The following is an 18,975-nucleotide window of genomic DNA, read 5'->3' as shown; positions in this document are numbered from 1 at the left end:
TTTTGCTCGGCAGCGCTATGCCGGCATTCGCAAATGATAGCGAGTGCCGCAATAAACTGGATAACGAAAAAGATCCATGGACTGCGAACTTTTATCTCGATAACGACCTGTTCACAGAAACCGACCGTAACTACACCAACGGTATCCGCGTTTCCCTGGTCTCTCCAAATGTAGATAACTTCCTCACGGATGACTGTCTGCCCAGTTGGGTATTAGGTGTAAACCAATACCTCCCTTTTCTGGATGCCGAAACCACAAATAACGAAAAGGTTCAGCGCAATCTGATTATCACTTTTGGTCAACAGATATACACACCAAACGACATCAATCGCACAACGATTGATCCCGATGATCGTCCCTATGCAGGCTGGTTATACAGTGGACTGGCATACCAGAGCCGCAGTAAGAATATCCTGCGTACGACCGAGCTAAACGTCGGCATTGTCGGGCCCGCGGCTTTGGGGCAGGAAGCTCAGGATTTCATCCATGATCTGCGCGGTTTCGATAAGTTTCAGGGGTGGGATAATCAGCTGGAAAACGAATTGGGCTTACAGCTTGTCCATGAGCTGAAATACCGTTATGCCCCCAAACCACTGACCGGCGTACTCTCCTACGACACCATCTTTCACGCCGGTGGCAGCTTGGGTAATGTCGCCACTTATGCCAACGCAGGGGCAGAATTTCGCTTGGGTTGGCACCTGCCAGACGACTTTGGCACCTCAGCACTGCGCCCCGGTGGCGATAACAGCGCACCAGGCCCGACGGATGCCCGCTACAACAGCAGCAGCCGCGACAACAGTATTGGGGCACACCTGTTTATAGCCGCAGATGGCCGTTACGTACTGCAGGACATCTTCTTAGACGGCAACACATTCAGCGACAGCTATTCTGTCGATAAAGAGCCATTTGTAGGGGAAGTGATTGTGGGCTGGGCAGTGTTATACCGTGGCGCAAAGTTCTCTTTCTCTCGGGTACACCGCAGTCGTGAATTCAAAGGTCAGCCGGAAGGACACAACTACGGCGCGATGTCTCTGAGCTATAGCTTTGAATTCTAGCCTTTGAGTAGGCACAAAAAAGCCGCTACCAAAAGGTAGCGGCTTTTTATAAACGGCGATGCAGCCTGGCTTAAGCCAGCGTATCGGTCGCCACTTTGTATTTTGGATCTTCGATCACATTCACTTCCACCAAGTTGCCGGCCTTGCGCAGTAGGTCACGACACTCAGGGCTCAAGTGCCGGATGTGCAGCTCTTTTCCCGCTTTCATGTAACGGTCCGCCAGTGAATCAATCGCTTCCAACCCGGAGTGATCCATAACACGGCAGTTAGCGAAATCAACAATCACATCATCGGGATCGTTAGCCGGATCAAACTGATCACGGAAAGTCTGAATGGAGGCAAAGAACAGCGGACCGTTTGGCAGATAAATCTTCTGCTTGTCGTCACCCTGAACCGTGAAATCCATCTGTTTGGCATGTTTCCACGCAAATACCAGCGCAGACATGATCACACCCACGATAACGGCAATCGCCAGATCGGTCAGTACCGTAACAACAGCAACGGTGATACCCACCAGCGTGTCGGACAGAGGGATACGACCCAACAGACGGAAACTCGCCCATTCAAACGTGCCCAATACAACCATAAACATCACGCCGATCAGCGCCGCTACCGGGATCATTTCAATCAGTGCAGAACCGACCAGAATAAAGGCCAGCAGGAACAATGCAGCAGAGATACCGGACATCCGACCACGACCACCGGAGTTGATGTTAATCATACTCTGGCCGATCATGGCACAACCACCCATACCACCAAAGAAGCCAGTCGCCACGTTCGCAACGCCCTGACCAACACATTCCTTATTACCACGTCCGCGGGTATCGGTAATCTCATCAATCAGCGTCAGCGTCAGGAGGGATTCAATCAGACCAATCGCCGCCAGAATCAACGCGTAAGGCACGATGATCTGCAACGTTTCCAGTGAGATCGGAACCATTGGGATATGGAACTCTGGGAAACCACCTGCGATTGTTGCCAGTGGGTCACCGGTCATATCACGCAGGACATCCTGAACGTTACGTGCATCCAGATCTAATCCGATGACCAGTGCAGCCACCGTCACAATCGCCACCAGTGAAGATGGCAGTGCTTTGGTCAGCTTAGGCAGGAAATGAATGATCGCCATGGTCAACGCCACCAGGCCCAGCATCAGGTACATCTGGTTACCCTGCAGCCACGCCAGTTCACCCGTGCTTTCATCCAGAAACTGGAACTGCTTCATCTGCGCGAGGAAGATCACGATCGCCAGACCGTTCACAAAACCCAACATCACCGGATGCGGCACCAGACGGATAAACTTACCTAAGCGGAAAACCCCCGCCAGTATCTGGAAAATACCCATCAGGACCACTGTCGCAAACAGATATTCCACACCATGCAAAGCCACCAGGCTGACCATAACGACCGCCAGTGCGCCGGTTGCGCCGGAAATCATACCTGGACGACCACCGATGGCTGCGGTGATCAGGCCTACCATAAAGGCAGCGTACAGTCCGACCAGTGGCTCAACACCAGCAACAAAGGCGAATGCAACCGCCTCCGGTACCAATGCCAGCGCGACCGTCAGACCGGAAAGGACATCACTTTTCAGGCTACTTGTGCGTGAAGCAATCAGTTGAAACATTGAGACTCTCTGCGCAATTTTTATGCAGTTCGGAAAAAGGGCGCGAGTATATCAGAACACCTTTGCACTCGCAGCATATCACCCACGGATTTGCTGAATTAGACGTTTTCTTTTCTCAAATAAGGCAAATTCGGCGAGTTTAGCGGCAAATTCACGTAACGGGCGACTCACGTCTGCGGCCCCGTAATCACCCAAACTGGCAAGATTTCGCCATGCGGCAGGCAGATGACGCACCCGATGCGCCATACCACCATCATTGTCTTTAGCCAGATAGCGCACCCGACCAATCCCACTGGCCAAAATTCGGGCAAAGCACATAGGACAAGGTTCGAGTGACACCACAAGCGTCAGTTCGCTGCGATCACCATAGTTCGGATATTGTGTTTCGAATGCATCCAACAGCTCCATCTCTGCATGCGCGGCAGCCCGAAAGTGTTGCTCGAAGACACGGTTATAACCTTCAACCAAAATATCACCGTGGTCATCGCTCAATACTGCTCCGATGCCATAGCTGTGATTGCGCAGCGCTTCAATCGCCAACGAACAGCATCGACGCCCCATTTGTTCATCTTTATGCGCCAGCGCGACTGGCAGAGCTTCGTACTCAGCCCGCAGATTTTCTATATCCATAGCTACATTCTTAGCCGACTCTGCCCAATCAGCAATGTCTATTAGGTGTACGGACTACAAAATCCTTGTCTATATTGATCATTAAACAGCCAGCGAAAGGAAGTCGTCATGTCCAGATCAGTTCGTCGTTTCATACTACCGTTGATTCTGAGCGTGTTTACCCTGACCGGTTGTGAACCAGTCAGCATGACATTATTTGGCGTGGGGACAGCGACAGGGGTCGGCTATACGTTAAATGGTTATGCGCATAAGACCTTTACTGCGCCAGTTTCAGGTGTACGCAGTGCGGCCAAAACGGCCCTCCGACGTATGGATATAAAGATTGAAGACCGCCAAGTCACCGATGAAGGCGAAACCATCATCGCAAAAGCAGCTGGCTGGAAAATAGAGATCTTTCTTGAACCCATCAGCAGTAAAACAACTCGGATGCGTTCGGTGGCTAAAAAAGATCTTCAGGTTGATCGCGCGACGGCAGCAGAAATCATTGCCCAAACCGAAATTGCATTAATCGGCCGAGGCTAGGGAAACATTGGGGAACACTCTCATGAAACGTACGAACATACTGTTTAGCGCATTCTGCGCTAGTTTATTACTGGCTTGGACGCAGCCTTTGTACGCAGAGGACGATTCGTCAAACAACGAGCAACCAACGCTCGATGAAGCAACCACCAAAAGCACCAATCCTCAGCATGTAGAGCGTATCAGCGGTGACTTTGATCAACTGCTTGCTTCGCAAGATGACCCCATGGCAGTGGTCACAGGGTTACGCAGTGGCAACGAGTTCGTCTATAACGGAGAAACACTTCAAGCCACGGGTGGCATGGGGTATGGCAATGTAGTGAAGGTTCTGGCATTAACTGAGCATAATGGCGGCAATATGCAGGAAATTCTAGCCATGCGAAACAGTGGAATGGGTTGGGGTGAGATCGCCCACTCACTGGATACCACCGTAGGTGCACAGATGAACCGCATCAATCATCCTCAGGTACTGCCTACCACCACCTCAACAATAGACACCCGCAATACTTCAACAAGGGTATCCACTCCCTCTCCTGCCCAGTCAAATAACGGCTATCGCCCCTCAGGCGTGGGGATCACAGATGGTTTAGGTAACAGTATCACCAGCCCGGGTGTGCAACGCGGTCACGCGTATGGTCAGAGCAAAAAACCGAGTGGCCCGCACGCTAAAGCCAGCCACAACAGTTCAATGATCAGATCCGGTGCTGGAACAGGCATCAGTTCGGGTATTTCGAGTGGCCTGAATCAAGGTTCAGCAGGCAACGGCAACGCCTACGGCCATGGTAAAAAATCAAAGTAAACTGAGCTGCTCTCCCTGTTTCTGCTGAAACTGCCCCAAGCGATAACCGACACCCAACAGGCGCACGGGCTTGTTGCCCCGCCCCCAGGCTTCGCGCATCAGCACGGCAAACAGCTCCAGATCAGGTTGATCTGACGCATGCTCAACCGTCGTTTGCGTGAAATCGGCAAACTTTACCTTAACCACCGCACCTTTCACCGTACGTTTCTCTCGGTGCTTTTCGAACCGGGACTCCAGACTCTGCATCAGTTCAGGCAGATGCTCCAAACAACTCTCCAGATCGGGAAGATCCTGCGAAAAGGTATTTTCCACACTGATTGATTTGCGCTCCCGGCTCACCTTTACTGGCCGATCATCAACCCCGCGGCAGAGTTCATATAAGCGTTTACCAAACCGCCCAAAGTGATCCACAAGCTGTGCCAGCGTGTAACTGCGCAGATCGCCGCACTGCTTTACTCCCAGTTTATGCAGCCGTGCAGCCGTTTTCTCGCCCACACCAAAAATTTTTTCAACCGGCAACACTTCCACAAACGCGTCAACCTCATGGGGCCTGATCACATAAAGGCCGTCCGGTTTATCCCAATCACTGGCGATTTTTGCGAGAAACTTAGAAGGCGCTACACCGGATGAAACGGTAATACCCACTTCCGCTTTAATACGTGCACGAATCTCTTGCGCGATCAGGGTGGCACTGCCTTTACAGTGCTCAGAATCGGTCACATCCAGAAAGGCTTCGTCCAGAGACAGCGGTTCAATAAGGTCAGTGTAGTCCCGATAGATCGCCATGACCTGTTGAGACACCTGACGATACTTTTCCATATGACCGGGGATAACGGTGAGATTGGGACAGAGTTTGATCGCACGGGCGGTGGCCATGGCGGAACGCACACCGTATTCCCGCGCTTGATAATTGCAGGTAGAGATCACGCCACGACGATCAGAACTGCCGCCCACCGCAATCGGGATATTCGCCAACGCCGGATTGTCCCGCATCTCTACTGCCGCAAAGAAGCAATCACAATCGCAATGAATGATTTTCCGCTGCACCCGCCCATCCATTTAACTGTATATTTATACAGATAATAATCAAAAGCAGCGTGTTGTCCAAATATCTCTGTAAAACAGTGCTTACTGATCCGTAGAGATAATGGCCTCGTGCATCTCTAGCCCACCTTTCTGACTGAACGCCTCTTTTGGCAGTGGGTTTGCATGAGAGCGCTTAAAATCATCGCTACCTACCCAACCGTCAAAGCTGGTCTTGTCGGCCCAATGCGTCTGCACAATATAGGGCATCCCTTCTTTAGCAGGCCTCAGCACTTCCATTCGCACAAACCCCGGCTGTTTGTCGATCTCACCCGCACGTTTGCGAAAACGTTCTTCAAAAGTGTCCTGCCATCCATCCGCCACATAAATACGGTTTGCCACTACATACTGCATCGAGTCTGCTCCTTTCAGTTTCACCTACCTGTTCATTAAACGCTTTTTACCTTGCCCCGCCAAGCGTCATCAAAGGGTAAGAATTGCGTCAACCGACAGTCACAAATCTTCCATATATTTTTCATACGAAACGACCAGATGAAGGTATACAGCGTGATCAACGTTGAAAAAGCTCTGACCCATAAATATCCCACGTTTGTGCAGAAACCCGCACCGGTAAAACGCTCTACGCTGTTTATGCTGCGTAAGCTGATCCGCGAGAACGAAATTAACGATTTTCTGCATGACAATGCCGATGCCACTGGCTTCGAATTTATTGATCGCGTACTGGATTACTTCAACTTCAGTTACACCATGAGCAACAAAGACCGCATGAACATTCCGTCCAGCGGACGCGTTCTGATTGTGGCTAATCATCCGCTGGGCGCATTGGATGGATTAACACTACTCAAGGCGATTGGTGAAGTACGTCGAGATGTGAAGATTATCGCCAACGACCTGCTGATGAATTTCGACCCGCTGAAGAATCTGTTCCTACCAGTCGATAATATGGGCAAAAACACCCGCAAGCGCGACATCGCCCGTATTGTAGAAAGCCTGCAAAACGAAGAGGCAGTGATTGTTTTTCCTGCCGGTGAGGTATCCCGCGCTGGCGTCACCGGGATCAAAGACGGTAAATGGAACAGCGGTTTTATCCGATTTGCACGTAAAGCCAATGCTCCAATTCTGCCCACTTTCATCGGCGGCAAAAACTCATCGCTGTTCTATAGCGCCTCTTATGTAAACCGTAACCTCTCGACCTTATTGCTGGCTCGGGAGATGTTTAACAAGAAATCGGTATCCATTCCTCTGAAGGTGGGCGAACCGATTCCATTCAGCCAACTGGACGCGGTTCCGGTTTCAACACCCGAAAAATGTAAGCTGCTGAAGAAACACCTGTATCGTATCGCCAAAGGCCGTACCCCACTTTTTATCACTGAAAAAACCATTGCACATCCGCAAGATCGCCAAATAATTAAGCAAGAACTAAAGTCATCCGAGTTACTGGGTGAAACCTCAGACGGTAAAAAAATCTATCTGTTTGACTACCGCGCTGATTCTGCGGTTATCAATGAAGTGGGACGTTTGCGCGAAATTGCGTTCCGTTGTGTCGGTGAAGGGACAGGCGAAAAGAAAGACCTGGATCGGTACGATCAGCACTATCGGCATCTGATTCTATGGGATGACGAAGAACTGGAGATCGCCGGTGCGTACCGTCTGGCAGAAGTGTCAAAACTGAAAAGCGAGAGCGAGCACGAACTCTACAGTTCGACTCTATTCAACTACAACGAACAGATGGATATCTACTTCGAACGCGGAATCGAGCTGGGGCGCAGTTTTGTACAACCCAAATACTGGGGCAAACGCAGCCTGGACTACCTTTGGTACGGGATTGGTGCATATCTACGCAAAAACCCAGACATTCGCTACATGTTCGGTCCAGTCAGTCTGAGCAACTCGTATCCGAAAGCCGCCAAAGACATGCTGATCTGGTTCTACAGCCACTACTTCAAAGACAATGAGCATCTGGCTCGATCCTTCTCCCCCTATCAGCTGGACGATGCGACCGCGCAGAATATGGCGCGCATGTTTAACGGCAACGACTACAAAGCCGATTTCCGGGTGATGAAAGAGCAGATGGAGTTTCTCGGGGTGAGCGTCCCCACTTTGTACAAACAGTACAGCGACCTGTGCGAAGAAGGCGGCGTTCGCTTTCTCGACTTCGGCGTCGATGCGGACTTCAACTACTGCGTAGACGGCTTAGTACTCGTCGACCTGGATTACGTTAAAACAAAGAAACGCCTTCGTTACATCGGCGAATAAACCAACTGCCGGGTCACTCAGACCCGGTATTTTTCCTCCAATTCCTCTATCCGTTTTCGCTATACTCATAAGGGTCATCACAGGATCTGAAGATGAGTAATCAAAACAACCACCCGGTAAAAACCGCGTCTAAACAAGAGCTTGATGCCTTTCTGGATCAGGTCACCCGTGCTCCAGCCACGCTAAACACTGGCGCTGAAGGACGCCTGCTATTCGCCTTAGATGCCACCGCCAGTCGTCAGCGTACCTGGGATCAGGCCTGCCACCTACAAAGCGAAATGTTCATCGAGGCCGGAAAAACAGGCGGGCTTCAGGTTCAGCTGTGCTACTACCACGGTTACGCACAGTTCGAACATACCGGCTGGTTCAGTAACACCCATGCCTTGCTTGATCGTATGAATCAGGTGAACTGCATGGCAGGTCACACACAGTTATTACGGGTACTCAATCACGCCCTGCTGGAAACCCGACGCCGGAAAATACAGGCGGTGGTATTTATCGGTGATTGCCTTGAAGAACCTGCGGATAAACTGAGCCGGTTGGCCGGTGAATTGGGTTTACTGGGCACGCCCGTGTTTATCTTTCAGGAAGGTAATGAACTGGTGGCCAAGCGCACGTTTAAAGAACTGGCCCGACTGTCCGGCGGAGCCTATTGCGGCTTTAACAGCGGCAGCGCCCGAATTCTGAAAGCATTGCTAGCAGCCGTTGCTGTATATGCCGCAGGTGGCCCAAAAGCGCTGGAGAACTTTGCCAAAGACAAACCCGGCGAGGTACTTCAGCTGACCCATCAGTTGAAAGGACATTCCAGACCTTAAGATGGAACACAACTGATCTGAACTCATCAAGAAAACAGTATACTAAGCAGTATAAAGTTATCGTCGTATCATCTGACGGTATTATCTGAACACAAGGAGTTAACTGTGCATCCACTGGGTCTGGTATTGCTTGGGACCGTCGCCATCGCCGGAATGATATGGATTCGATCCAAACCGGTGAAACAGCGTCGTGCCGCTGTCATCAAAGTGATCACCGTGATTGTGACAATGGCACTGATTTATCTGGCAATTACCGGACGTTTGCACTGGCTCGGTGTACTGATCGCCGCTGTGTTGCCCTTTATGCGTAAACTTTTGCCGTTGATCATCCGCTTCCTGCCGTTTCTCAAGCATCTCTACAATCAAAAACAAGCAGGCCAAAAAACCGCCGGGAACCACTCGGAAGTACAAACATCGATGATTCGTATGACATTGGATCACGATTCAGGAGTGATGTACGGCACCGTATTGACCGGTCCCATGCAGGGACGAGAACTGGGAGATCTCGGTGAACAGGAGTTTATTGAGTTGTTGTCACAGTGCCGCCAGCAGGATGCGGAATCTGCTCGCTTGCTAGAAGCCTACCTGGACAAACGATTTGGTGATAGCTGGCGGGAAGACGATCCGGGTCAGCAGTCTTCTCAGCAACAGCCCTCAAAGGCAAGCGGTGCCATGAGCCGTGAGGAAGCTTACAGTATTTTAGGACTCCCATCGGGGGCCGATGAGCAGACGATTATCGATGCTCATCGGCGTCTGATGCAAAAGTTACATCCTGATCGCGGAGGTAGCGACTATCTCGCCGCGAAGATCAATCAAGCCAAAGACCTGTTACTGAACAGCTGATGGATCTGAAGCCTGTCTGCTATCAAATTTATGCTCTGATGGTAGCGTTTCCTGACGACGTAATAAGACCCCGGCCTGATAAGGTTTATGGCCGGGTTTGATCCTCAGAGATCCATGACCTTCACGTTCAAGAAACAGCAGCTGCTTAGTGCCTCCGGATAACGACACCTCCAACAATACCCGCCCGCTTTCTAACACCCGCCACTCACCCTTCATATAGCTGGCAACCGTACCTTCGGCTTCCCGCCTGACATCGGTCAGAATCAATTGACCATCAGCCTTGAGATCAAGCTGTAGGGACAGTGCTGTATCTTCATAGCGGTAACGCGCCACCAGACTGCGCAGACCCAGGTTCCCCTCGCGTGCACAGCCGGTCAGATTGAACGTATTTAACGTCAATTCAGCAGAATAGGGATAGCGGGTTCCATACTGATCATGACAAACCTCACGACTCAATGTCAGTGACATCTGATAACCCTCCTGCATATTCAATTGGCTACGCCAGATCAGTAGACCCGTATCAGTACGCTCGGGTTCTACAGATGGAAAACGCAGCTGACGTAAAGAACCCCGCACTTTGACGCGAATGCCCTCGTCCCTCACATCCGCAATCCACAAAGGTTTTTCACCCGCCGCCCGGTAATGATTTCCGTTCAACTCAAAATCACAGGCGCGAGGCTGAGACCCTACCAACAACACTTGATCGATACGCTTGAGTCCGGGATCTACAGAATCGGGAAACACCATCAATTCAGCGTAGGCCTGACCCAATGCAACCGGCGCCTGATCAAACCAACGCAGGAGTTCTCCACTGTCATCTTGCAGAGGATGACCGCTGGTCCCATGACAGGGACGCAATACCAATTGCCCGGCGTCGCGAATCACCACACCGCGCTGAAATTCACTGGACGTGACGTGCTTAGCCGTATTGCCACAACCCGACAACAGCAGCCCAACACCTAAAACCACAAGAAACCTTAGCATCACGCCCCAAAAAAGATTAAATAGACTAATTATTCAACAAAAGCAGCACGAAGCTTTATTGATCGTTCCACAAAGAGAGTGAGATAATAGGCAAACTTATCAAGGAGGGAAAGACGATGGCAAGACCTGCCGAATTTGTACGTCGCGACGTGCTCGAAAAAGCCATGGAAGTGTTCTGGCGTACCGGTTTCACCGGGACATCAGTAACGGATTTGGTAAAAGCTACCAACCTTAAGCCCGGTTCTCTGTACGGTGCTTTTCACAGTAAACGCGGCCTGTTCATGGAGGTGATCGACACCTACGCTCAGAACAGCCTGGCCCGCGTATCATCCTGTTTGCTCAACAATGATAGTCCTATTGAAGCAATACAGGCATTTTTTGACCGTTTCAGTGACGACATCGCGATGGATGAAATTGGTCGCGGCTGTCTGATGGTTAACACCATGCTGGAACTGGCCACGGAAGATGATGAGATCAGGGAGAGGATCACGAATTATCTGGATCAAATTGAAAAGATGTTTGCCGATACGCTGGCCCGCGCTCAACAGCAGGGTGAGCTGACCGCAGAGGCATCACCGGAAGCATTGGCTAAATTCCTGATGGCTGGAATGTGGGGGATGCGTGTGATGAGCAGCAAACGTCCTCACGCAGAGTCCTATCAGAGCATTGTATCCAATATGCTGAACGCTCTGCCTATCGTCAAGCACTGACCGATACGACACTAAGCGTCAATCGAAGGGTTCATAATCATAAGGTTATGAACCCTTTTTCGTTTTGGCCCGACCTGGCTATTAATCTGTTCAGCCCTGTATCTACACGCCATAATGCACGAAAAGAAAAACACTGCTGCAAGGAGTTTCTATGAAACTGGCACGCTTTCGCTACAACGACCAGATTCACATAGGTGTGATCGCCAACGATCAGGCATATTCCACCGGTCAGGACCCCGCTCTTCCAACTGATATGATTACCCTATTAGGCAATCTGAACGATCTGAAGCACAACCTGCAGATACTGACAGAGAAAGGCACGGGCATCTCACTGGACCAGATACAGCTATTGGCTCCGGTACAGCAACCAGAGAAATTTTTAGGTGTCGGCCTCAATTACGCCGACCATATTGAAGAAACCGGACTGGACACTCCCGAATTTCCAACCATCTTCAATAAACAAAGCAGCTGTATCATCGGCCCGGACGATGACATTCACCGCCCACGTGTCTCAGAGAAACTGGATTACGAAGGGGAGCTGGCTATAGTCATTGGAAAAACCTGCCGCCACGTTCCTTATGAGCACGCCCACACTGTGATTGCCGGTTACACCATCGTCAACGATGTCTCCATTCGTGACTGGCAGATCAAAGCGCCCACCTGGACCTTAGGTAAGTCCTTCGATACACACGGCCCAATGGGCCCGTGGATTGTCACTGCTGACGAGATTGAGCCCCATAACCTGGAACTGAAGACATGGGTTAATGAAGAATTACGTCAGCACTCCAACACCCAACATTTGATCTTTGATTGCTACAAGTTGGTGGAAACCCTATCAACGGTATGCACACTCAAGCCCGGTGACGTGATCGCAACGGGCACGTGCTCAGGCGTTGGAGTGAAAATGAAACCCCGCGGTTATATGAAGCCGGGCGACCGGGTCACTATTGAGATAGAGGGCATCGGTCAGCTTAGCAACCCCGTTATCGAAGAACCGCAAGATACCGTTCAGTTCTAAACGGTCAGCGACGCTCTAAAGCAACTCTCAGCATTCGACAACCTCGTGAAAAGCCTCATCACTCAAGAGGTTGTCGGTGTTTCACAGACAACACCCTAAACCTGTCGCTTTTTAGCAACATCCCTAAAGGCCCATTTCTCGGTGCTTTTACATCAACTCCGTTTTCAATGTCGCTATAAGCAGACAGATTTCCAGTATTTTCAGACAATTTCGTCAGCCTTCACTACCTGCACACATTAAAGCCACCAAAACAAACACATAACCATTTGTTTTATAAAGATTTAAATAATTTTGGCACGCAGATTGATATATACATCCTGATTTTTAAATACAGTCTTTTATTTTGAAGGAATCAATTATGAAAAAGATGTCTGCAATCGCTCTGGTTACTGCTCTTCTGGCAACTCCCGTTGCTGTACTGGCAACTGAAACCACAGAAGCTGAAAAGCCTACCGCTTTCGAACAGCTGGACCAGAACAACGATGGCAAGATCAGTGCTGTTGAAGCAAAAGATACTGCACCGCTGGTTCAGCAGTTTGAAGAACTGGATGTTAACAAAGACGGTTACCTGACCGAGGCGGAGTTTTCACTCATTCAGACAGATACGGAAACAACTGCGTACCTATCTGCTAAAAACGCTGTATTTACTCTGTAAGTAATAGCGTTAGCGTCCTGAACCATATCCCTCCCAACTGATGGTTCAGAAGCGCTCTTACAGGCCATATCTCCTACCCTACCTACCTGGATATGGCCTGCCCCTTTTGTAATATGGACTTAACCTCATGGACGCTTTGGTAGATAATTCCTATAAATGTTCAACTTATTCCCAGCCGTTCATGAATCAATCACGTTTCGCTAACTGGCGTCCAAATTCGCTGAAACAACTTGTGCTGGTCGCATTTATCCTCGTGGTGATGCCACTGGGCATCCTGCTGTTTCAAGCCAGTAACGCATTAGTCGAACAGTCCGCCATGGGGCGTGATCTTGCACGCCAGTCGCTTGAGATCAGCCGTCGCGGTCAATCAATGCAACAACTGGCAGAAGACATTACCCGCGCATCCCGTCAATACAAAATCCTGGCTCGGGAAGAGATCAAACTTCGTCTGATCGATCAGATCAACAACTATCGCCAGTTACTCACAATTCAGAGCTTCGCCCTGGATGCCAGCGATCACATCCATCTGATTTACGAACATCTGGATAAATTGGCAGATTCCAACTTTGATCCAGAGGGATTGTTGCTCATCAGCCTGACACGAGACCTCAACGTCCGCCTTGATCAAGCACTGGATGTGCGTTTGAAAGATCTTAATACCGTGGCACACAACACCCAGAACGCGCTGGTTGTACAGGCATCTATTCTAATTGGCATGTCCGCTCTGATGATGGTGTTCTTTAGCCGTCGTATCAGCCGCCCCGTTTTAAGGCTTGGCAGCCGGATCAGGGCATTGGGTCAGGGTGAACGTACCTTCGGAACCCGAGTTGGTGGCCCCCGAGAACTGGTTGAACTGGACGAACAGCTCGACTGGCTAGGGCAAGAGCTGCAACAGTTAGAAGGTGAAAAGCAGCGTTTTCTTCGCCACATGTCACACGAACTTAAAACCCCGCTCACCACATTACGCGAAGGCTCTGATCTGCTGGCCGAAGAAGTCGCCGGCCCCCTGAACGACTCACAGCAGGAAATTGTTGGGTTGCTGCAGTCCAACGCGCACGAGCTGCAGTCCCTGATCGAGCAACTTCTGGATTACAATCGACTGGGGCAGCAAGAGCCTATCCAGCCACAAAAGCTGGATCTGCGGATGCTGGTAAATGAAGCGCTAACACCCCATAAATTGCAGCTGGAACAGAAAAAGATTCAGGTCAGACTACCCGAGAAAAAGGTATACTGGCATACAGATCGAGCGATGCTGCTGCGTATTCTGACAAACCTTATATCCAATGCAGCACACTACGGCACCGCAAATGGGGTGCTATCCATACAGCTGGAACCACTGAAAAATCAGCTTCTGGTTGATGTAGAAAACAGCGGTCCGGTTATCCCGGATGACGATGTTCCCCACCTGTTCGAACCCTTCTATCAGGGCAGCCATAAGCGTGTCGGTGCCATTAAAGGCTCGGGGATCGGCCTGAGTATTGCCCAAGACGCCGCACAGGCTTTGAAATCTGAACTAAGCTTGCACAGCAATCAGGAAAACAAAGTCTGTTTTCGTCTGGCACTAAGTGAATTGAGTACCTAAGAATGCGTATTGGAATCGTATTGCTGCTGACAACCCTGATCACAGGCTGTGAGTTTCAGCAACAATTGAAAGAGATGTATGAAGAAAGCCCGAACGTCGTCACCGGATGCCATATCGGCGACGCACGCCTCAGCGGCCTGCTGTTACAAGAACGCAACTACCTGACAGCAAACGGGACACAACAACAGGAAATGCTTCACAACGCAATCAAGGCTATGGACCACCCCCAAAGCGCACTGTTGTTGTCGCAGCCAAAATCCAGCGTCAGCGATCTGACAAAGTCTCTACAATACTACAGACAACAGGGCACCAATCCTTCGAAGGAATGTCCGGGTGATCGCTACCTGCTGCTCCGCCATGCTCAAGCTAAGCTACTGCTGCAAATTAATCAGTACAGCAGCAGTTTACGGAAAGAAAACCTAGAGCTGCGTAAAAAGATCGAAGCGCTGACTCAAATTGAACAGGAGATTAGCCGCGACCGGGAGATAGCCCAGTGAGTACTCACATTCTGCTTGTCGATGACGATACCTCGCTGCTTAAACTGCTCAGTTTACGCCTGACATCCAGCGGCTATCAGGTAACGTGTGCAGAAAACGGCGCACAAGCCCTCTCCCGTCTGGATGACAGCATTGATCTGGTGCTGACTGATCTCCGCATGGAGGGTATGGACGGTCTCGAACTGTTTGATCAGGTCCAGAAACGCCGCCCGGACCTGCCCGTGGTGATTATCACGGCCCATGGCTCAATTCCAGAAGCGGTGAAAGCGACTCAGGATGGTGTATTTGGTTTTCTGACTAAACCGATCGATCGTGAACAACTGCTGGAAACTATTGAGTCAGCCCTCTCCGGTACCCCCGCCAGTCCGGCAGACTGGTGCAAAGAGATCGTCACGCGTAGCGGCAGCATGTCCGAGCTTCTGGCGCAGGCTGAACGGGTAGCCCATTCAGCAGTCAGCGTTCTCGTCAGCGGGGCCAGCGGCAGTGGTAAAGAGTTACTGGCACGTGCGATTCATAAAGCCAGCCCCCGTCGAAGCCAACCCTTTGTTGCCATCAACTGTGGCGCCCTGCCCGAACAATTGCTGGAATCAGAACTGTTTGGGCACGTTAAAGGCGCGTTTACCGGCGCAGTCAGCCGCCATCAGGGCCTGTTTCAGGCCGCCGACGGAGGCACGCTTTTCCTCGATGAGATCGGCGATATGCCGATGCCATTGCAGGTTAAGTTACTGCGTGTTTTACAGGAACGTCAGATTCGCCCCGTCGGCAGTACCGAATCAATCCCTGTCGATGTGAGGGTGATCTCTGCCACCCACCGCGATCTGGAAAAGGCGATGCAGGAAAACGACTTCCGTGAAGACCTGTATTACCGTCTGAACGTGGTCAACCTGCGTCTGCCACCGCTGCGCGAACGTCCGGAAGATATCCCGTTACTGGCACGCTATTTCGTCGAACGCGCGGCAGACCGTCATAACAGCAAAGTTAAAGGCCTCTCCCCCGCAGCACTCACCCTACTCGCCCAGATGGCTTGGCCGGGTAACGTGCGCCAGTTGGAAAACATCATCGAACAGGTGACCGCACTTAGCACCACGCCGATCATCTCCGAAGGAGCCATCGCTCAGGCCCTGTCCAATCAGGATCACGTGCTGCCGACCTTCAACGACGCCCGCGCCGAGTTTGAACAACGCTACCTGACTAAAGTGATGCAGATTACCGAAGGCAATGCCAGCCAGGCTGCGCGTATTGCAGGGCGTAACCGTACGGATTTCTATAAGCTGCTGAACAAATACAACCTGGAGCCGGCGCGATTTAAGCCGGAAAACGGGAAGTTAAAAGCGGGTTGAAGCGTTTCACAAAATTCTTATCAATGCCTACATAGCACTCGGGGAAAGGGTGCTTATTTCCGCCCCATAACAGACACCGAAGTAGCAATTCCTATCATTAGGTAGTTTCTAATGGATTGGATCACTCTCATGTTCAGGCACATGTTTATAAGTAACGACCTGCCCTCTACCTGAATTTTTTGCTATGTAACAGGCTTTGTCTGCTCTTTGCAGCCAACTTTCTGTACTAGCAATATCGCCATCATACTCTGCGACTCCAATACTGACACCGATACTAAAGGAACGTTCTTCGTAATTAAATCTATAGTTAACGACCCTATTGATAATGCCACTAGCTATTTCGTGAGCTTTTTTCAGAGAACAGGACTTCAAAATTATTCCAAACTCATCCCCACCCAGCCTACCTAAAGAATCTTCTTCTCGTATTTCGCTCTTCATTGAAGCTGAAACTTCTTGTAAGATCCGGTCTCCTGCCAAATGCCCACAAGAATCATTAACTGATTTAAACCTGTCTAAATCCAAGTATAGTAAAACACTTCTTTCCTTATACTCAGATGATTCACACAACGCATTATATAGCGCACGTTCAAAGCCCTGCCTATTAATTTGACCGGTCAAAGCATCGTGATAGGCCTTATAATCGGACTCCGCTTTTCTAAGCGCAAGATCATCCGCTTTCCTTCGCTGCACATTAATCTCATTCTTTAAGCTAATATGATTTTTTTCCAGCGCCGACCTCATCTCCAGGAAGTAATAAGTAAGCTCCCCTATTTCATCATTTTTGTAGTTTGTAATAGTGAACGAATATGTACCCCTAGCCAAAGCTCTCGAAGCATTTACTAGTTTACCAATAGGTCTTCTAATAATAATTTCGACCTCTATACCTATTCCAATCAAAAAAATGCCATGATTACAGTAAATGCGATTCCAAGCTTTCGCTCAAGCTGATTGACTTCATGGTTTATGGAAGAGATATCGATGACTATTTTTAGTTCAGCTAAGTAAGGTTCAAGAAACCCAACATTTTCCTTAAGGGTTAAAGTCATAGGCTCTCCGCCTATAGACTGCGGTTCATCCAGGGGGTACAACAAATCGCCAGCAACAGACCTTAGAGTCACCTGAATCCAATGTGGATTATCTTCTTCATGAGCTTGAAGGGTTTCATATACGTTTGCAAGTCGACGCTCAAGCAGTAGTGGGACAAGCCCTTCAGCTGTCGCTTGCAGGTGGGCGTTATATTGCTTTTCAACCATAGAGACGATCTGGGATTTCATCTGTGGAAACCATATAGCGTGGATATACCCCATAACCATAGCGGCCATAGACATCATTATGATGAAGAACTTTGTTCTGAGCTTCACATCTCTATCCCCCCAAAAATCCCCACTCCATCAAACGATCAATCAACTACATAAAACTCTTCCAGCCCCAACTGAAGAATAGCTTCATAGTCCGAGAAATCTGTCGATATCGAGCGGTACATAGGGATACGTTCCAGAAGAGCCTTTCCGTGTTGACTTGAAGCAAGATCTAACCAAGCTCGCCTAAAAATTTCTCTATCTTCTTTACTTACTCTTGGATGTGCCACAACAGGATGAGTAGGCATACCTTGGGTTTCATACAGTATCCGAAGCTTATCTTTCAGTTCTTTTGGCTGCGCATTAAGCGTGCTTAACACCCCTCCACCCGCCTCAGTTTGATCGAGAGCCACGTTTAGATAAACCGAGGAGTGAGTCTGCACATATAAAGAAACGAAATTCAATCCGTGCTCTTTAACCAGATCCGCTCTCATAAGGAGCGAAGCACCAAGAGCATTTGGGGAGGGAAAGGCCAATACTTTTTTCTCAAGGTCATTAAGCGATTTAATAGGGCTATTTTTTTTAACAACCAATACGCCTTTGAGCTCACGCGAACCATCCCTTACAAGAGGAATATAACCTTGTGTTTTATTTGCTAATAGTAAGTGGTAAGGATTCATATAGGCGAAGTCATAAGCACCTGCCATAAATCTTTTTTCAAAGGCAGGGATCTTTGGGCTGCCTACTATGTGAATAGAAAAACCCGTTCTCGCTTCTAATTCCTTCACAAGGGGTTGCCAGGCTTGGAAAAGTTTCCGTTGAGCAAACTGAGGCACTATGCCAAGTGTATACTGTTTAGCTGATGGAGCATGCTCCGCCCACACAGACGGTATCGTGATTGCTACAAGGACAAATGCAATAGTTACCAATTTTTTAAGCACTACCAAATACCCCTTTTGACCAAACATCAGGTCAATTCAACACTACTCCTATAGCGCGACAAGAAAAATGCGTAAGATCAATCCGTCAGTTTTAATCGCGGAAATGGATGATAGTAGTTTAGGGAACCTTCGAGTAAGTCCGAGAAACGACTCTGGCTGACAGAGCATTTCGAGATCAAGGAAGCGAGGACAGTCATGCAGGTAGCCTAGCGAAAATTGCTAACCTAAAAGCCTCAAAGAACGGGCAAGATGAATAGATAACCAAGTGATGTACACATAGCTAATCGACCCTGTAAATAATTCTGTGTAACTGCCAGGGTTAAATGTAATCCGCCAAGCGGTCTTCAAATTCGATCATAAAT

At 49.6% G+C, this 18,975-nt stretch carries 20 protein-coding genes; 12 read left to right on the top strand and 8 right to left on the bottom strand.

Going from position 1 to position 18,975, the window contains the following annotated elements:
* Nucleotides 1–2: 2 nt before the first annotated feature.
* Nucleotides 3–1,055, top strand: a complete 1,053-nt coding sequence (locus IOQ59_RS14935; RefSeq protein WP_371871876.1) for a lipid A deacylase LpxR family protein — start codon at nucleotides 3–5, stop codon at nucleotides 1,053–1,055.
* 70 nt (nucleotides 1,056–1,125) lie between these two features.
* On the opposite strand, the gene IOQ59_RS14930 is transcribed toward IOQ59_RS14935, so the two are convergent.
* Complete coding sequence (locus IOQ59_RS14930) at nucleotides 1,126–2,682, bottom strand: SulP family inorganic anion transporter (RefSeq protein ID WP_193954184.1); 1,557 nt, start codon at nucleotides 2,680–2,682, stop codon at nucleotides 1,126–1,128.
* Between the two features lie 78 nt (nucleotides 2,683–2,760).
* Nucleotides 2,761–3,312 carry a nucleoside deaminase gene (locus IOQ59_RS14925; RefSeq protein ID WP_228050929.1) on the bottom strand — a complete coding sequence of 184 codons (552 nt, stop codon included), beginning with the start codon at nucleotides 3,310–3,312 and terminating at the stop codon, nucleotides 2,761–2,763.
* Nucleotides 3,313–3,420: 108 nt separating this feature from the next.
* On the opposite strand from IOQ59_RS14925, the gene IOQ59_RS14920 reads away from it, so the two are divergent.
* Both IOQ59_RS14920 and IOQ59_RS14915 read left to right on the top strand, forming a co-directional pair.
* On the top strand, nucleotides 3,421–3,834 hold the full coding sequence (locus IOQ59_RS14920; RefSeq protein ID WP_193954183.1) for a DUF3568 family protein: 414 nt from the start codon (nucleotides 3,421–3,423) through the stop codon (nucleotides 3,832–3,834).
* A 22-nt stretch (nucleotides 3,835–3,856) separates the two neighbouring features.
* Nucleotides 3,857–4,630 (top strand): hypothetical protein, encoded by a 774-nt coding sequence (locus IOQ59_RS14915; protein ID WP_193954182.1) that lies wholly within the window; start codon nucleotides 3,857–3,859, stop codon nucleotides 4,628–4,630.
* Here IOQ59_RS14915 and dinB read toward each other — a convergent pair.
* Together dinB and IOQ59_RS14905 are read right to left on the bottom strand one after the other, a co-directional pair.
* Entirely contained in the window at nucleotides 4,622–5,689 is a 1,068-nt protein-coding gene (dinB, locus tag IOQ59_RS14910) for a DNA polymerase IV (protein ID WP_193954181.1), read from the bottom strand. The two genes, IOQ59_RS14915 and dinB, sit on opposite strands and share 9 nt — an antisense overlap.
* 69 nt (nucleotides 5,690–5,758) lie before the next feature.
* Entirely contained in the window at nucleotides 5,759–6,091 is a 333-nt protein-coding gene (locus IOQ59_RS14905; protein WP_371871875.1) for an antibiotic biosynthesis monooxygenase family protein, read from the bottom strand.
* A gap of 114 nt (nucleotides 6,092–6,205) precedes the next feature.
* On the opposite strand from IOQ59_RS14905, the gene olsF reads away from it, so the two are divergent.
* The 3 genes from olsF to IOQ59_RS14890 all read left to right on the top strand — a co-directional run bounded on the left by olsF (nucleotide 6,206) and on the right by IOQ59_RS14890 (nucleotide 9,588).
* On the top strand, nucleotides 6,206–7,930 hold the full coding sequence (gene olsF / locus IOQ59_RS14900; protein WP_193954180.1) for a bifunctional ornithine lipid synthase OlsF: 1,725 nt from the start codon (nucleotides 6,206–6,208) through the stop codon (nucleotides 7,928–7,930).
* A gap of 92 nt (nucleotides 7,931–8,022) precedes the next feature.
* Nucleotides 8,023–8,745 carry a VWA domain-containing protein gene (locus IOQ59_RS14895; RefSeq protein ID WP_193954179.1) on the top strand — a complete coding sequence of 241 codons (723 nt, stop codon included), beginning with the start codon at nucleotides 8,023–8,025 and terminating at the stop codon, nucleotides 8,743–8,745.
* A 105-nt stretch (nucleotides 8,746–8,850) separates the two neighbouring features.
* Nucleotides 8,851–9,588, top strand: coding sequence for a DnaJ domain-containing protein (locus IOQ59_RS14890; RefSeq protein WP_371871874.1), 738 nt, complete (start codon nucleotides 8,851–8,853; stop codon nucleotides 9,586–9,588).
* Here IOQ59_RS14890 and IOQ59_RS14885 read toward each other — a convergent pair.
* Nucleotides 9,574–10,572 (bottom strand): hypothetical protein, encoded by a 999-nt coding sequence (locus IOQ59_RS14885; RefSeq protein ID WP_193954178.1) that lies wholly within the window; start codon nucleotides 10,570–10,572, stop codon nucleotides 9,574–9,576. The two genes, IOQ59_RS14890 and IOQ59_RS14885, sit on opposite strands and share 15 nt — an antisense overlap.
* 116 nt (nucleotides 10,573–10,688) lie before the next feature.
* Between IOQ59_RS14885 and IOQ59_RS14880 the strand changes: the two genes are divergently transcribed.
* The 6 genes from IOQ59_RS14880 to IOQ59_RS14855 all read left to right on the top strand — a co-directional run bounded on the left by IOQ59_RS14880 (nucleotide 10,689) and on the right by IOQ59_RS14855 (nucleotide 16,374).
* Nucleotides 10,689–11,282: a TetR/AcrR family transcriptional regulator gene (locus tag IOQ59_RS14880; RefSeq protein ID WP_193954177.1), complete on the top strand. Its 594-nt coding sequence runs from the start codon at nucleotides 10,689–10,691 to the stop codon at nucleotides 11,280–11,282.
* Between the two features lie 151 nt (nucleotides 11,283–11,433).
* On the top strand, nucleotides 11,434–12,300 hold the full coding sequence (locus IOQ59_RS14875; protein ID WP_193954176.1) for a fumarylacetoacetate hydrolase family protein: 867 nt from the start codon (nucleotides 11,434–11,436) through the stop codon (nucleotides 12,298–12,300).
* A gap of 358 nt (nucleotides 12,301–12,658) precedes the next feature.
* A complete protein-coding gene (locus IOQ59_RS14870; protein WP_193954175.1) occupies nucleotides 12,659–12,955 on the top strand; it encodes an EF-hand domain-containing protein in 297 nt (98 codons plus the stop codon).
* A gap of 181 nt (nucleotides 12,956–13,136) precedes the next feature.
* Nucleotides 13,137–14,537 (top strand): sensor histidine kinase, encoded by a 1,401-nt coding sequence (locus IOQ59_RS14865; RefSeq protein WP_193954174.1) that lies wholly within the window; start codon nucleotides 13,137–13,139, stop codon nucleotides 14,535–14,537.
* Between the two features lie 20 nt (nucleotides 14,538–14,557).
* Nucleotides 14,558–15,034 carry a hypothetical protein gene (locus tag IOQ59_RS14860; protein ID WP_193954173.1) on the top strand — a complete coding sequence of 159 codons (477 nt, stop codon included), beginning with the start codon at nucleotides 14,558–14,560 and terminating at the stop codon, nucleotides 15,032–15,034.
* Nucleotides 15,031–16,374 carry a sigma 54-interacting transcriptional regulator gene (locus tag IOQ59_RS14855; RefSeq protein WP_193954172.1) on the top strand — a complete coding sequence of 448 codons (1,344 nt, stop codon included), beginning with the start codon at nucleotides 15,031–15,033 and terminating at the stop codon, nucleotides 16,372–16,374. Before IOQ59_RS14860 ends, IOQ59_RS14855 begins: the two co-directional genes overlap by 4 nt.
* A gap of 108 nt (nucleotides 16,375–16,482) precedes the next feature.
* On the opposite strand, the gene IOQ59_RS14850 is transcribed toward IOQ59_RS14855, so the two are convergent.
* The 3 genes from IOQ59_RS14850 to IOQ59_RS14840 all read right to left on the bottom strand — a co-directional run bounded on the left by IOQ59_RS14850 (nucleotide 16,483) and on the right by IOQ59_RS14840 (nucleotide 18,640).
* Nucleotides 16,483–17,271, bottom strand: coding sequence for a sensor domain-containing diguanylate cyclase (locus IOQ59_RS14850; protein ID WP_193954171.1), 789 nt, complete (start codon nucleotides 17,269–17,271; stop codon nucleotides 16,483–16,485).
* Nucleotides 17,268–17,648 (bottom strand): hypothetical protein, encoded by a 381-nt coding sequence (locus IOQ59_RS14845; protein WP_193954170.1) that lies wholly within the window; start codon nucleotides 17,646–17,648, stop codon nucleotides 17,268–17,270. The genes IOQ59_RS14850 and IOQ59_RS14845 overlap by 4 nt, the downstream gene beginning before the upstream one ends.
* Nucleotides 17,649–17,773: 125 nt before the next feature.
* On the bottom strand, nucleotides 17,774–18,640 hold the full coding sequence (locus IOQ59_RS14840; RefSeq protein WP_228050928.1) for a phosphate/phosphite/phosphonate ABC transporter substrate-binding protein: 867 nt from the start codon (nucleotides 18,638–18,640) through the stop codon (nucleotides 17,774–17,776).
* Nucleotides 18,641–18,975: the final 335 nt, after the last annotated feature.

Source organism: Pontibacterium sinense (genome assembly GCF_015209595.1).
Classification (GTDB): domain Bacteria; phylum Pseudomonadota; class Gammaproteobacteria; order Pseudomonadales; family Balneatricaceae; genus Pontibacterium; species Pontibacterium sinense.
The sequence above is the reverse complement of the archived record's forward strand: the minus strand, read 5'-3'. Positions and strand labels throughout refer to the sequence as shown.